This is a genomic window from Streptomyces sp. NPDC054961 (genome assembly GCF_053609145.1).
Window position 1 is genome coordinate 33,424 of sequence record NZ_JBSGWY010000004.1, and the last position, 12,981, is coordinate 46,404.

11 protein-coding genes are annotated in these 12,981 nt (G+C 72.6%); 7 read left to right on the plus strand and 4 right to left on the minus strand.

Annotation, left to right across the window (positions count from 1 at the left end):
- Nucleotides 1-85: 85 nt before the first annotated feature.
- From ACWF9Z_RS05985 to ACWF9Z_RS05995, 3 genes are all read right to left on the minus strand, one after another.
- Nucleotides 86-2,509 carry a SpoIIE family protein phosphatase gene (locus ACWF9Z_RS05985; RefSeq protein WP_453597911.1) on the minus strand — a complete coding sequence of 808 codons (2,424 nt, stop codon included), beginning with the start codon at nt 2,507-2,509 and terminating at the stop codon, nt 86-88.
- Nucleotides 2,506-6,525: a HAMP domain-containing protein gene (locus ACWF9Z_RS05990; RefSeq protein ID WP_453597912.1), complete on the minus strand. Its 4,020-nt coding sequence runs from the start codon at nt 6,523-6,525 to the stop codon at nt 2,506-2,508. Before ACWF9Z_RS05990 ends, ACWF9Z_RS05985 begins: the two co-directional genes overlap by 4 nt.
- A 150-nt stretch (nt 6,526-6,675) precedes the next feature.
- Nucleotides 6,676-7,032, minus strand: coding sequence for an STAS domain-containing protein (locus tag ACWF9Z_RS05995; protein WP_453597914.1), 357 nt, complete (start codon nt 7,030-7,032; stop codon nt 6,676-6,678).
- 208 nt (nt 7,033-7,240) lie between these two features.
- Here ACWF9Z_RS05995 and ACWF9Z_RS06000 point away from each other — a divergent pair, with 208 nt between their 5' ends.
- The 5 genes from ACWF9Z_RS06000 to ACWF9Z_RS06020 all read left to right on the plus strand — a co-directional run bounded on the left by ACWF9Z_RS06000 (nt 7,241) and on the right by ACWF9Z_RS06020 (nt 10,945).
- Nucleotides 7,241-8,167, plus strand: coding sequence for a SigB/SigF/SigG family RNA polymerase sigma factor (locus ACWF9Z_RS06000; protein WP_453597916.1), 927 nt, complete (start codon nt 7,241-7,243; stop codon nt 8,165-8,167).
- A gap of 9 nt (nt 8,168-8,176) precedes the next feature.
- Nucleotides 8,177-8,611, plus strand: a complete 435-nt coding sequence (locus tag ACWF9Z_RS06005) for an STAS domain-containing protein (RefSeq protein WP_453597918.1) — start codon at nt 8,177-8,179, stop codon at nt 8,609-8,611.
- Entirely contained in the window at nt 8,608-9,567 is a 960-nt protein-coding gene (locus ACWF9Z_RS06010; protein WP_453597920.1) for an anti-sigma factor RsbA family regulatory protein, read from the plus strand. Before ACWF9Z_RS06005 ends, ACWF9Z_RS06010 begins: the two co-directional genes overlap by 4 nt.
- 181 nt (nt 9,568-9,748) lie before the next feature.
- Complete coding sequence (locus ACWF9Z_RS06015) at nt 9,749-10,180, plus strand: ATP-binding protein (RefSeq protein ID WP_453597922.1); 432 nt, start codon at nt 9,749-9,751, stop codon at nt 10,178-10,180.
- Between the two features lie 102 nt (nt 10,181-10,282).
- Complete coding sequence (locus ACWF9Z_RS06020; protein ID WP_453597924.1) at nt 10,283-10,945, plus strand: DUF4230 domain-containing protein; 663 nt, start codon at nt 10,283-10,285, stop codon at nt 10,943-10,945.
- On the opposite strand, the gene ACWF9Z_RS06025 is transcribed toward ACWF9Z_RS06020, so the two are convergent.
- The gene (locus tag ACWF9Z_RS06025) at nt 10,936-11,355 is read right to left on the minus strand and encodes a VOC family protein (protein ID WP_453597926.1); all 420 of its coding nucleotides are present in this window, start codon (nt 11,353-11,355) and stop codon (nt 10,936-10,938) included. The two genes, ACWF9Z_RS06020 and ACWF9Z_RS06025, sit on opposite strands and share 10 nt — an antisense overlap.
- Nucleotides 11,356-11,589: 234 nt before the next feature.
- On the opposite strand from ACWF9Z_RS06025, the gene ACWF9Z_RS06030 reads away from it, so the two are divergent.
- Together ACWF9Z_RS06030 and ACWF9Z_RS06035 are read left to right on the plus strand one after the other, a co-directional pair.
- Nucleotides 11,590-12,039 carry an SRPBCC family protein gene (locus ACWF9Z_RS06030; RefSeq protein ID WP_453597928.1) on the plus strand — a complete coding sequence of 150 codons (450 nt, stop codon included), beginning with the start codon at nt 11,590-11,592 and terminating at the stop codon, nt 12,037-12,039.
- Between the two features lie 5 nt (nt 12,040-12,044).
- The gene (locus ACWF9Z_RS06035) at nt 12,045-12,863 is read left to right on the plus strand and encodes a DUF1206 domain-containing protein (RefSeq protein ID WP_453597930.1); all 819 of its coding nucleotides are present in this window, start codon (nt 12,045-12,047) and stop codon (nt 12,861-12,863) included.
- The last annotated feature ends 118 nt before the right edge of the window (nt 12,864-12,981 follow it).

Genomic DNA, 12,981 nt, shown 5'->3' on the forward strand with positions numbered 1-12,981 from the left:
TGTGGCCCACCGACGCTACCGTCCCTCGCCCGCCCTGGCTACCTTCCAGTAACTTCCGGGCGCCCACGGAGGCCACGGGCCGGCCTCAGCCGACCTTGATGCCGATCACGCAGGTGTCGTCGTCCGTATCGGAGCGGCTTTCGGCGAGGAGGCGGTCCAGCTGGCCGTCCAGGTCGCCGGCGCCCGCCGCGGCCGCGGTCACGAGGTGGCCGAGGGAGTCCTGGACGGAGCAGTCGCGCCGTTCCAGCAGCCCGTCGGTGAACATCAGCAGGGTGTCGTCCGGTTCGAGCCGCACCTCGCGCTCGACGTACGTGACGTCGGGCAGGGCGCCGAGGAGCAGGCCCTCGATGAGCGGGAAGGCGTGGGCCTCGCCGCCGCGGACGAGTACGGGCGGCAGGTGACCCGCCCGTGCCCAGCGCATCACCCTGGTGCGCGGGTCGAAGACCCCGCAGACGGCGGTGGCCGTGACGTGCTTGGCCAGGTGATGGGTGACCGTGTTGAGCCAGGTCAGCAGCTGGGCCGGGCCCGCACCGGTGACGGCGAGGCCGCGCAGGGCGTTGCGCAGCACGACCATGCCGGTGGCCGCCTCGATGCCGTGACCGGCGATGTCCCCCACGGACAGCATCACCAGCCCGGAGGGCAGGACCACGGTGTCGTACCAGTCCCCGCCGACGAGCGACTCGGTCTCCGCCGGCCGGTAGCGGACGGCGACCCGCAGGCCCGGGGCCTCGATGGCCGGCGGCGAGGGCGGCATGATGGCGTGCTGGAGCTGGAGGGCCAGCCGGTTGCGTTCGGCGGACTCCGCCTCGCTGTGGGCGAGCTGGTCCCGGGTCGCGGCCAGCGCGACCTCGGTCCAGTGCTGCGCGGAGATGTCCTGGTAGGCGCCGCGCACGGCATGGAGCCGCTGGTCCGCGTCGAGCACGGGCTCGGCGATGACCCGGATGTGGCGGGTGATGCCGTCGGACCGCTGGAGGCGGAAGTTGACGGAGGCGGGACGGCGGTGGCGCAGCACCGCCCGCAGGAACCGGCCGAGGGCGGCGGAGTCGTCCGGATGCGCGTAGCCGGGCAGTTCCCGCAGCCGGACCGCGGGCGCGGCGGCGGGGAGTCCGTGGAACGCGTAGATCTCCGCGCTCCAGGTGGTCTCGCCGGTGGCGAGGTTCTCCTCGAACCCGCCGATCCGGCCGAGGCGCTGGGCGTGCTGGAGGAGGTTGGCCAGCCGGGCCCGCTCGTCCTCGACCCGCCAGATCAGCAGGACGGCGGCGCCGTGGCGGCTGACGCTGATGTCCGCGACCGAGGTGAGCGGGATCTGGTCGACGAGCGCGGTCAGGCTCATGCGTTCGGCCCGGAACGGCTCGCCCGTCGCGTGGACGCGCTCGATGATGTCGAACAGTCCGCACTCCCCCGCGGCCATCGGATAGGCCTCCAGCAGCAGCGCGCCGTTGACATCGCCGCGCGGCCGTCCCACCGGGTCGACGAACCGGCTGCCGACGTGACGGATCCGGAAGTCGCCGAGCCGGCCCTCGGAGTCGAGGACCGGCGTCAGCACCACGGCGGGATCCTGGAGTCCCTCGGCGAGGTCGATGAGCTCCTCGACGTCCGGGAGCACCGCGTCGGTGGCCGTGGGGTCGCGCGGGGGCGCGGCGTCCATGGTGTGGGCGCAGAGCTCGGCGAGGGCCTCGACCTGCCGCTCGATCTGCGGCGGCTGCGGTGCCAGGGGTTCGGGCCAGCAGATCTCGAGGACCCCGTGGATCCGTCCGCCCGTCCCGGCCGGTACGGCCATCCGCCCGCCGTCGGGCCACTGGAGGTGGCCGATCGACGGCAGCCCTTCGTGTGCGAGGCGGGCGAGGGTGACCAGCCGGCGCTGGCGCAGCGCGAGGCCGGCGACGGTGGACACGCCGGGGGGGACGTGGCGCCAGCGCGCGGCCTCCCGGGCCGGGAACCCGGCGTGGCCGGCGAGGGCCAGCGAGCCGTCGGGCACCGCGGTCCACACGGCGACGGCGACGGCTCCCAAGGGCCGCAGGGCGTTCGTCAGGAGGGCTTCGGCCACCGCCTGGGTGTCGGCCGCGGCGGCCAGTACCCCGCTCTCGGCGGTGCGCAGCCGGACCGCCACCGTGGCGGAGGGATCGGCCGGTTCCTGCGCCGTCGCGGCGCGCTCGACGAACTCGGCGGCGATCTCGCTGACGTGGTCGCGGGACGCCTGGTTGACGATGTCGGCGGCGAGTGCGAGGGGGGACATCCCGCTCTCGCGGCACAGCAGGTCGAGCTGCCGGGCCGCCGCGGCCGGGGTGCAGCGCAGCTGTCCGATCAGGATGCCCTTGGCGAGCTCGACCAGGGCCCGGCCGTCGGCGGCCGCCTGTGCCTCCAGCACCTCCCGGCGCAGCCGTTCGACGGTGGCCACCAGACGTCCCAGGGGGGTCGGGGACTGCTGCGGGACCCCGCTCGCGTCCTGGCCCGCGGCCGGCTCTCCCTGGCGGCGCCCGCCGTCGTGCCGTCGGGCGTCCCCGGTCATCGCGTGAGCCAGTGCCGGACGCGGGCGATGAGGTCGTCGGCGTCCACCGGCTTGGTCACGTAGTCGCTGGCGCCCGCGGCGAGGCTCTTCTCCCGGTCCCCGGGCATCGCCTTGGCGGTGACCGCGATGATGGGCAGACCGGCGTACGCCGGCATCCGCCGGATCTCGGCGGTGGCCGCGTAGCCGTCGAGCTCGGGCATCATCACGTCCATCAGGATGATGTCGACGCCCGCGTTCCGGGTGAGGGCGTCGATGCCCTTGCGGCCGTTCTCCGCGTGGAGCACGCGCATGCCGTGCAGTTCCAGGATCCCGCTGAGGGCGAAGAGGTTGCGGGCGTCGTCGTCGACGACGAGGACCGTGCGCCCGGCCAGGTCCCCGTCGAGCACGTGGGCGCTGAGCTGCCGCTGGGTGTCGCCGTGCACGAGGGGCGGCACGTCTCCGGGCTGCTCGGCGGACAGGTGGAGCGCGATCCGCTCGCGCAGTTCGTCCAGGCTGGACAGCAGTTCCACGTGGCGGGACGCGGACCGCTCCCGCAGGGCCTTCTCCTGGCCGTTCCTGGCCCGGGGGTTGTTGTGGGCGAGGACGGGGAGCGAGGAGAGGGCCGGGTCTCCGTCGAGCGCGTCGAGGAAGCGCATGGCTTCGCCGTCGGGCAGGTCCAGCTCCAGGACCACGCAGTGGAAGGAGTCGGACGCCAGGGCGGCGGCGGCCTCCCGGGAGCTGGTGGCGTTGACCATCTGGATGCCGCCGGGCTCCCCCGTCGCGTGACGGTGGGGGGCGAAGTCCCGGCCGACGCTCTCGGCGACCAGGGAGAGCAGGCCGTTGGGGCGTTCCTCGATCACCAGCAGACGGCGGGCCTGCCGCTGCGCCGGGAGGAGCGGCGGGTCCGGACGGACCGGATCGGGCGTCCCGGACGCGTCGGCGGACGGGAGCGCCGCGGGGGCGTCGGAGCCGGGGGCGTCCTCGTACACGGCGCGGCTGACCGGCAGGTAGAGGGTGAAGGTGCTGCCCTGGCCGGGGGTGCTCTCCGCGGTGACGGCCCCGCCGAGGAGCTGGGCGATCTCACGGCTGATGGAGAGCCCGAGGCCGGTGCCCCCGTATTTGCGGCTGGTGGTGCCGTCGGCCTGCTGGAAGGCTCCGAAGACGGACTCCAGCTGCTGCTCGGGGATGCCGATGCCGGTGTCCCGTACCCGGAAGGCCAGCATGGGTCCGCGGCGGGGAAGTCCCGTGGGGGCGTCGGGGGCGGCCGCCGGTTCGATGCGCAGCTCGACGCCGCCGCGCTCGGTGAACTTGACGGCGTTGGACAGCAGGTTGCGCAGGACCTGGCGCAGCCGGGCGTCGTCGGTGAGCAGGCCGTCGGGGGTGTCGGGGGCGGTGGTGACCGTGAAGTCGAGGCTCTTCTGCGTGGTCATCGGCCGGAAGGTGGCGTCGACGTACTCGAGCAGCTGGGGCAGGTCCACCCGCTCGGGATGGATGTCCATCTTCCCGGCCTCGACCTTCGAGAGGTCGAGGATGTCGTTGATCAGCTGGAGCAGGTCCGAGCCGGCCGAGTGGATGATGCCCGCGTACTCGACCTGCTTCGGGCTGAGGTTGCGGGTGGGGTTCTGGGCGAGCAGCTGGGCGAGGATGAGGAGGCTGTTGAGCGGTGTGCGCAGCTCGTGGCTCATGTTGGCCAGGAACTCCGACTTGTAGGTGGAGGCCAGCGACAACTGCTGCGCGCGGGTCTCCAGTTCCTGCCGGGCCTGCTCGATCTCGAGGTTCTTGGCCTCGATGTCGCTGTTCTGGCTGGCGAGGAGGGCGGCCTTCTCCTCCAACTCGGCGTTGGAGCGCTGGAGTTCCTCCTGCTGGACCTGGAGTTCCTCCGAGCGGGCCTGGAGTTCGCCGGTCAGCCGCTGGGACTCGCCGAGGAGTTCGTCGGTCCGGGCGTTGGCGACGATCGTGTTGACGTTGGCGCCGATGGTCTCCATCAGCTGGGCGAGGAAGTCGCGGTGCACGGGGGTGAAGGCCGTGAAGGAGGCGAGTTCGATCACTCCGAGCGCCTGGTCGTCGACGACGATCGGCAGGATGATCAGGCTGCCCGGGGTGGTGTGGCCCAGCCCGGAGGAGATGACGTATCCGCCGGGGACCTGGTCGGTGGCGATGATCCGGTGGCTGCGGGCCGCCTGTCCCACGAGGGACTCGCCGAGCGCGAACCCGGTGCTCTCCCCGGCCCCGGCGGGGCGGCCGTAGGAGCCGACGAGGGTGAGCACGGTGGCGCCGGGGCTTTCCTCGGCGAGGTAGAAGGCGCCGTACTGGGCGGCGACGAGCGGCGTCAGTTCGTCCATGACGAGTTCGGCGACGGCGGCGAGGTCCCGGTGGCCCTGCATCAGGCCGGAGATGCGGGCGAGGTTGGACTTGAGCCAGTCCTGCTCCTGGTTGGCCCGGGTGCTCTCCCGCAGCGAACCGACCATGGAGTTGATGTTGTCCTTGAGTTCGGCGACCTCGCCGGAGGCGTCGACCGTGATCGAGCGGGTCAGGTCCCCCTCGGCGACCGCGCTGGCGACCTCGGCGATGGCCCGGACCTGGCGGGTCAGGTTGCCGGCCAGCTCGTTGACGTTCTCGGTCAGGCGCTTCCAGGTGCCGGACACTCCCTCGACCTCGGCCTGCCCGCCGAGCCGGCCCTCGCTGCCGACCTCGCGGGCGACGCGGGTGACCTCGGCGGCGAAGGAGGAGAGCTGGTCGACCATCGTGTTGATGGTGGTCTTCAGCTCCAGGATCTCCCCGCGGGCGTCCACGTCGATCTTCTTGGACAGGTCGCCGTTGGCGACCGCCGTCGTGACGAGGGCGATGTTGCGGACCTGCCCGGTGAGGTTGTTGGCCATGGAGTTGACGTTGTCGGTGAGGTCCTTCCACGTGCCCGCCACGTGGGGAACCTGTGCCTGGCCGCCGAGGCGGCCCTCGGTGCCGACCTCACGGGCCACGCGCGTCACCTCGTCGGCGAACGCGGACAGCGTGTCGACCATCGTGTTGATGACGCCGGCCAGAGCGGCGACCTCGCCCTTCGCCTCGACCATGATCTTCTGCGAGAGGTCGCCGCGGGCGACGGCGGTGGCCACCTGGGCGATGGAGCGCACCTGGCCGGTCAGGTTGGACGCCATGACGTTGACGTTGTCGGTGAGGTCCTTCCAGGTGCCGGAGACCCCCCGGACCGTGGCCTGGCCCCCCAGGTTGCCCTCGGTCCCGACCTCGCGGGCCACCCGGGTCACCTCGTCGGCGAAGGCGGACAGCTGGTCGACCATCGTGTTGATGGTCTCCTTCAGCTCCAGGATCTCCCCGCGGGCGTCCACGCGGATCTTCTGCGTCAGATCGCCCTGGGCCACGGCGGTGGTGACCTCGGCGATCGAGCGCACCTGGGCGGTCAGGTTGTCGGCCATGACGTTGACCGATTCCGTCAGGTCCTTCCAGGTTCCGGAGACGCCCTTGACGTCCGCCTGGCCGCCGAGCCGGCCCTCGGTGCCGACCTCGCGGGCCACCCGGGTGACCTCCCCGGCGAAACCGGAGAGCTGGTCGACCATCGTGTTGATGGTCTCCTTCAGCTCCAGGATCTCCCCGCGCGCCGTGACGGTGATCTTCTGCGAGAGGTCGCCCTTGGCCACGGCGGTCGCGACCTGGGCGATGGAACGCACCTGGGCCGTGAGGTTTCCCGCCATGAAGTTGACCGAATCCGTGAGGTCCAGCCAGGCGCCCCCCACTCCCGGTACGTCGGCCTGGCCGCCCAGCGTCCCCTCGGTGCCCACTTCGCGGGCCACCCGGGTCACCTCGGAGGTGAACAGCGACAGCTGGTTGACCATCCCGTTGAAGACGGTGGCGATCTCGCCGAGCAGCCCGTCCGCCGCATCGGGCAGGCGGGTGCGGAAGTCCCCGTCGCGCACGGCGGTCAACCCGGCCAGCAACTGGCGCAGTTCGCCGTCGCCGATCGCGCCCTCACCCGGCACCGCCGGCGCCCCGCTCGGTGAATCCGTGCCCACCCGCTCGGCCATCCGCCAACCTCACTCTCGATACCGGTCCGCTCCCCGGTGCGCGGGGCATGACAGGAGCCCGGCATCAGGGCGTGCCGGCTCGCCCGGCACCCGCCGTGGCACCGGTCGGGTGAAGGCTAGCGCCGCCGGGAGGGCGCTGGGCACGGTCGGTCACACCGGGGGCAGCACCCCGAGGGCGTCGTCGACGCTCTCGTACAGGGAGAGGACGGTATCGGCACCGGTCACGGCGAAGAGCCGTCGCAACTGTTCCCCGGGGGCGGCGATGCGCAGGGCGGTGAGGTGGTGCATCCGCAGGAGGAGGTTCAGGAACGAGGAGTCTCCGAACGTGATGGAGCCGACGTCGAGGACCACCGGCGCGTGCCCGTCCGCGGCCGCGGTCAGGGCCTCCTCCAACGGCGCCAGCGTGTCCTGGTCGAGCTCGCCGCGGGCCGCCACCACCCACCCTGATCCCGCCGGATAGCTGTCCGCGACCACACCTCGCTGGTACGCGTCCCCTGCTCCGGTCATGTCCGCCTCCCCCGTTCGCTCCTGTACGTCCTGGTCATGGGAGTATGCCTGTTCGTGGCGTCGGCGCGGTCTGCCCGGCCGTCACGAAGTCCCCTCGGACGCGCGCGGGGACCGGGGAAACAATAAATTGACCTCGAGGTGTGTAGAACCGAGAAGCCCGGGCAGAAGCGCCCGAGCAGTCGTCGTCAATCGGGAGGGAGCGGCCGCCATGTCTCGCTCGGCCACCGCCGTAGGACCCATTCGTGCAACCGCCACGCAAGTCCCCGCTCGTGACCGAGGTGTCGCCGCGCCGCCGGCGCCGGCCGTGGACCCGTTCCAGGTGGAGAACGCCCGCGAGATGGCGCCCGGCGACGCGCGGGAGCTGTCACGGCTCTTCTTCGCGAAGCTGCGCACCCTGGAAGAGGGGACGCGCGAGTACCAGTACACCCGCAACACCCTGATCGAGATGAACCTCTCGCTCGTGCAGTTCGCCGCGCGACGGTTCCGGGCCCGCGTGGTCGGCGGGGGTCTCGACATGGACGACATCATCCAGGTGGGGACCATCGGCCTCATCAAGGCCATCGACCGCTACGACCTCGGGCGCGAGGTCGAGTTCTCCACGCTCGCCCTCCCCTACATCACCGGCGAGATCAAGCGCTACTTCCGCGACAGCACGTGGGCCGTACACGTCCCCCGCCGTCTGCAGGAACTGCGCACGGAGCTCGCCAAGGCGCAGGAGTCCCTCACCGACGTCCTGGGCAGGGCGCCCACCGTCAAGGAGGTCGCCCAGCACCTGGAGCTGTCCGAGGACGAGGTCATCGACGGGCTGGTGGCCGCGAACGGCTACACGAGCGGGTCCCTCGACACCGCCGCCGCGGACGGTGACGCGCCGTCCTCGACGAGCCGGACGACCCGGCCGCTGGCGGAGCGACTCGGCACCGTCGACCCGGGCATGGAACTCTTCGAGGACTTCCACACCCTCGCGCCGCTGCTGCAGGAGCTGGACGACCGCGAACGGCACATCCTGCAGATGCGGTTCGGCCAGGAGAAGACCCAGGCCGAGATCGGCGCCGAACTGGGCATCTCGCAGATGCAGGTCTCCCGGATCCTGTCCCGGACGCTGACCCGGCTGCGCGCCGGCATGCTCACGGCCTAGGCCCGGGCCATGACGTCCTCTCACCGACACGACCGCTCCGCCTCCCCCGCGGGCGCGCTACCGCGCCAGGACGACGCGGCGGAGGCGGACGCGCTCGTGCGGCGTGCGCAGACGCGTACGGGGACGGGCGCGACGGTTCCGCTGACCGCCCAGCCGTTGCAGGACCGCGCCGGCGCTCGCCTGAGCGGCAACTGCGACCTGGACACCCGGCAGTCGCTGTCCGCCGCCCTCGGTATCCTGGCCGGGGTCTCCGGGGCCGTCGTCCATCTCGATCTTTCGGCCGTGGCCTTCCTCGACCCGGCCGCGGTCGCCGCCCTCGTACAGGCGTCGGCCGCCCTCAACGGGCAGGGGCGTCGCCTCCTGCTCCACGACCCGCCATACTCGCTGCGCAAGGTAGTGGAGATGTTCCCGGACGAATGCGCCGCGCTGGAGGTCGCAGCATGATCACTGTTCCTGCGCCCGCCGAGGCCGGGGCCTTCGTCCACCCCGCCCTCTTCTACCAGGACCTCGACGCCTACCTGGCCGGGGTGGGTGGCTTCGTACGGGGCGCCCTGTCGGCCGAAGAACCGGTCCTCGTCGCGGTACCGGGCGCGCACCTGGACGCACTGCGCGAGACCCTCGGCGAGAACGCGGCCGAGGTCACCTGGACGGACATGACGGAGCTGGGCCGCAATCCCGGCCGCATCCTGGCCGCCCTGCAGGACTTCGCCGACCGCCACGCGGGCCGGGCGGCCCGGATCGTCGGCGAGCCGATCTGGCCCGGCCGCTCCCCCGCCGAGGTGCGGGAGGCCACCCGTCACGAGGCCCTCATCAACACGGCCTTCGACGGACGGACGGCCACCATCCTGTGTCCGTACGACGTACGGGGCCTCGCGCCGTCGGTGGTGGCCGACGCCCGGCGCACGCACCCCTTGCTGATCGAGCGGGGCGGGGAGCTGCCGAGCCCGGCGTACACCGAGGCCTCGCGGGTCTCCGCGGACTGCGATCTCCCCCTGCCCGAACCCGACGGCGCGGTGCTCCGGCTCGACTACACCTTCGGAGGCCTGGCCGCGGTGCGCGAGCACGCCGAGAGGTGGATCCGCGCGACGTCCCTGCCCCCGGAGCGGCGGGGCGATCTCGTCCTGGCCATCAGCGAGGCGGCCGCGAACTCGCTCGCCCACGGAGGCGGGAAGGGCACGCTGCGGCTGTGGACCACCACGGGAGCCGGGCCGCGGGAGGTCATCGCCGAGATCCAGGACGGCGGCCGCCTGACCGACCCCCTGGCGGGGCGGCGCCGGCCTTCCCTGGCCTCGGCCCAGGGCGGCCGCGGCCTGTGGATGATCCACCAGCTCTGCGACCTCGTCGAGGTCCGCGCCGCGGACAGCGGCTTCACCCTGCGGCTCCACGTGGAAACGCCCTGAGAGCGGCGGTCCCCTACACTGTCGAAGGCAAGTCCGAGTGGCCTCGTACCACTGGGGGGCGTACGGACAGTCCGGGACGACGACCGTGGCTGGGCCGGGTGAGTCCCGGGGACGAAGACCAGTGCCAACGTGGGGGTGAACGACCGCTGTGGGGATCATCGGACCGGAAACGGGCGATCCAGTGACTGCCGGCCTTCCCGTCGGAGGGCAGCGCCGCCGGCTCGCCCTGGCGGGCGTCCGCGGATCCGTGGCCAAGGGCCGCGAGTTCACGCGCCAGGCCCTGCGGGACTGGGGCTGGGACGGGACGGACACCTCCGAGGACACCCTGCTGCTCGTCTCCGAGCTGCTGACCAACGCGTCACTGCACGCGGACGGTTGCCACGAACTCGTGCTCACGGCCGGGGAGACCCTGCGCATCGAGGTGTGCGACGGTACGACGGCCCTGCCCGCCCGCGATCCGGCCCCGCAGCGCGGCGTCCCGGGCGGCCACGGCCTGTACATCGTGGAGCGGCTCTCCGACCGCTGGGGCGCGCGCACGCACGGACAGGGCAAGGCCGTCTGGGCCGAGATCGACGCCGCCCGGCTCATGTCCGGCAGGCCCAAGGAGCGATGACCGCTCCGGCGCGGGGCCGCGGAGGCCGCGGAGGCCGTTGACGTCGGCCGGCGGATGCCGGATCGCGGTGCTGGAGCCGCGTCCACGGGGTATCCGCGACGTATGGAAACCTCTTCGGAACGGTCGCGCGGCTCGCGCCGCGCGTGGTGGGGGCGGCTCGCCGCCGGCCTGACGGTGGTCGTGGTGCTGATCGTGCTCGTGGCACGCTTCAGCCTGGTTCCGGGATTCGGCAGCCTCTTCGGCGAGGACACCCGGGACCGCTCCGGTCCCGCGCTGCTCAAGTCCATCCAGGACATGGACCGTTACGAGGCGGCCGTCGGCAACTTCCAGGTGGTCGTGGACCTCGAGAAGGACGCGGCGCTGCTGCCGGACGCGATCCGCGGCACCCGCACGCTGTACGTGGGCGCCGGCGCGGTCAGCGGCTACGTCGACTTCGGCGGGCTGGCCGAGGGGAACGTCACCGTGAACGGCGACCGCACCAAGGCCTCGGTCACGCTGCCGCACGCGGTGCTCGGCACGGCGGCCCTCGACCCCGACCGCTCGTACGCGGTGTCGAAGCAGCGGGGCCTGCTGGACCGGATCGGCGACCTGTTCTCCGACAATCCGGCCGGTGAACAGGCCGTGCAGAAGCTCGCCGTGCAGCACATCGACGAAGCCGCCCGCGACAGCGGGCTCGCCGAGCGCGCCGAGCGCAACACCAGGTCGATGCTGGAGGGGCTGCTGCGTTCGCTGGGCTTCAGCGAGGTGACGGTCGTCTACGGCTGAACGAGCGGGCCTTCCCGGACGGCCGCGAGGAGGAACGCGTGCCCCGCCGGGTCGGTGTACCGGCGCAGCGTCGTGCGGTTGTCGAGCCGGGTGCCGTCCTCCTGGGCGGCCACGGGGCGCGCACCGAGGGCCACGGCCTCGCGCTCGGCCTCGTCGAGCGAGTCCTCCGCCACCAGGATCCGCAGATGGGTCTGCTGGGAGTCCTCCGGCGGGGGCCAGGCCGCCGGGACGTGCGCCGGGTCGCGGCGGACCCCGAGCACCACCACGCCGGCGCTGCCGGTGACGAGGAACAGTTCCCCGTCCCCCGGGGCCGGGCCCGACGTGGCGTCGAGCAGTTCGGCGTAGAACCGGGCCAGGGGCTCGGGTTCCGCGCAGTCCAGGACGAGAACGCTTGTCTTGAGTACGGTCATGCCCCGCGTGTGCCCTGCGTCGTCACCCGTACACGCGCCGTACCCGCCGAACGCGCCGTACCCGCCGGACGCGCCGTACCCGCCGGACGCGCCGCACGCGCCGGGGCCGCCCGTTCCGGGGCGTGCGGCCCGGCCGCATGGGCTCCCCCGCGGCGGGTACCCGCGCACCGAGACGTCCTGAGAGACGGACCGCACCGCAGGGTGCGGGCTGTCGACGACACGGAAGGGGTGCGCATGTCGCATGTCGAGGAGTATGTCGAGGTCAATGTCCCCGTACGCACGGCATACAACCAGTGGACGCAGTTCGAGGAGTTCCCCGCGTTCATGGAGGGGGTCGAGCGCATCGACCAGCGCACGGACACGCTGACCCACTGGGTGACGAACGTGAACGGGGTGGAGCGCGAGTTCGACGCGCAGATCACCGAGCAGCTCCCGGACCGGCGCGTCGCGTGGATGACGGTCGGCGGGGAGACCCACCAGGCCGGGCTCGTCACGTTCCAGCCGGTCGACGCGACCACCACCAAGATCGTCCTGCACATGAACTGGGTGCCGGACGGCCTGGCCGAGAGCACCGCCGACGTGCTCGGCTTCGTCAAACGCCAAGTCGCGGGAGACCTCAAGCGGTTCAAGCTGTTCATCGAAGCGCGCGGGGTCGAGACCGGCGCCTGGCGCGGTGAGGTCTGAGCGCGATGAGATTCGGGGCCGCGAACAAGGGCGCACGGAGCGCAGCCCGGGGCGGCGGGTTCCGCGAGGTCACGGCCCGCAGCGGGCTGGTCACGCGCGGGGCGCTGTACGTACTGATCGGAGTGCTGGCCGTGCGCGTCGCCTTCGGCGACGGCGGCAACGAGGCCGACCGCCAGGGGGCCCTCCAGGAACTCGCGGAGAAACCGTTCGGAGTCGTCCTCATCTGGGCCGTGGGCATCGGCCTGGTCTGCATGATGCTGTGGCGTCTGTCGGAGGCGGTGTTCGGCGCGGCCGGGCCCGAGGGCGACAAGCCCACGAAACGGCTGGCATCGGCCGGCCGGTGCGTCTTCTACGGCGCGGCGGCCTTCTCCGTGCTCACGTTCTCGGCGGGCGGCGGGCGCTCCGGGGACCAGCAGTCGCGCGACGTGACCGCGAAGGCGCTCGATCTGCCCGCCGGCCAGTGGCTGGTGGGGGCCGCCGGGCTCGGGATCGCGGTCGCGGGTCTGGTCATCGCGGTGCAGGCGGCTCGGCGCACGTTCCGCAAGCACCTCGCCATGGGCGGGACTTCGGCGCGGTGGCGCACGGCCGTGGACGTCCTCGGGGTGAGCGGAGGCCTGGCCCGGGGAACCGTGTTCGCCGCGGCCGGCGGCTTCGTCGTGTACGCGGCGGTGCGCTACGACCCCGCGCAGGCGAAGGGGACCGACGACACCCTGCGGTCGTTCACCCACACGGCGGCCGGGCCGTGGCTGCTGGTCGCGGTCGCCGTCGGGCTGGTGCTCTTCGGGGTGTTCTCCTGGGCGATGGCCCGGTGGCGCGAGGTCTGAGGTCTGACGTCCGCCGCGGAACCCGCGGCGGTGGTTTGGTGGGTGGGGGGTGGGGGCGGGGGGGGGCTCGGACCCCCCAGAGAGCGGGCGGGGAGGGAGCGAGAGCTGATAGGGGGCA

Coding starts and splice junctions, on each gene's coding strand:
- ACWF9Z_RS06010 (WP_453597920.1), top strand. CDS start 8,608: ATGATCACTGTTCCTGCGCCCGCCGAGGCCGGGGCCTTCGTCCACCCC.
- ACWF9Z_RS06025 (WP_453597926.1), bottom strand. CDS start 11,355: ATGACCGTACTCAAGACAAGCGTTCTCGTCCTGGACTGCGCGGAACCC.
- ACWF9Z_RS06030 (WP_453597928.1), top strand. CDS start 11,590: ATGTCGCATGTCGAGGAGTATGTCGAGGTCAATGTCCCCGTACGCACG.
- ACWF9Z_RS06005 (WP_453597918.1), top strand. CDS start 8,177: ATGACGTCCTCTCACCGACACGACCGCTCCGCCTCCCCCGCGGGCGCG.
- ACWF9Z_RS05985 (WP_453597911.1), bottom strand. CDS start 2,509: ATGACCGGGGACGCCCGACGGCACGACGGCGGGCGCCGCCAGGGAGAG.
- ACWF9Z_RS06035 (WP_453597930.1), top strand. CDS start 12,045: ATGAGATTCGGGGCCGCGAACAAGGGCGCACGGAGCGCAGCCCGGGGC.
- ACWF9Z_RS05995 (WP_453597914.1), bottom strand. CDS start 7,032: ATGACCGGAGCAGGGGACGCGTACCAGCGAGGTGTGGTCGCGGACAGC.
- ACWF9Z_RS06000 (WP_453597916.1), top strand. CDS start 7,241: ATGTCTCGCTCGGCCACCGCCGTAGGACCCATTCGTGCAACCGCCACG.
- ACWF9Z_RS05990 (WP_453597912.1), bottom strand. CDS start 6,525: ATGGCCGAGCGGGTGGGCACGGATTCACCGAGCGGGGCGCCGGCGGTG.
- ACWF9Z_RS06020 (WP_453597924.1), top strand. CDS start 10,283: ATGGAAACCTCTTCGGAACGGTCGCGCGGCTCGCGCCGCGCGTGGTGG.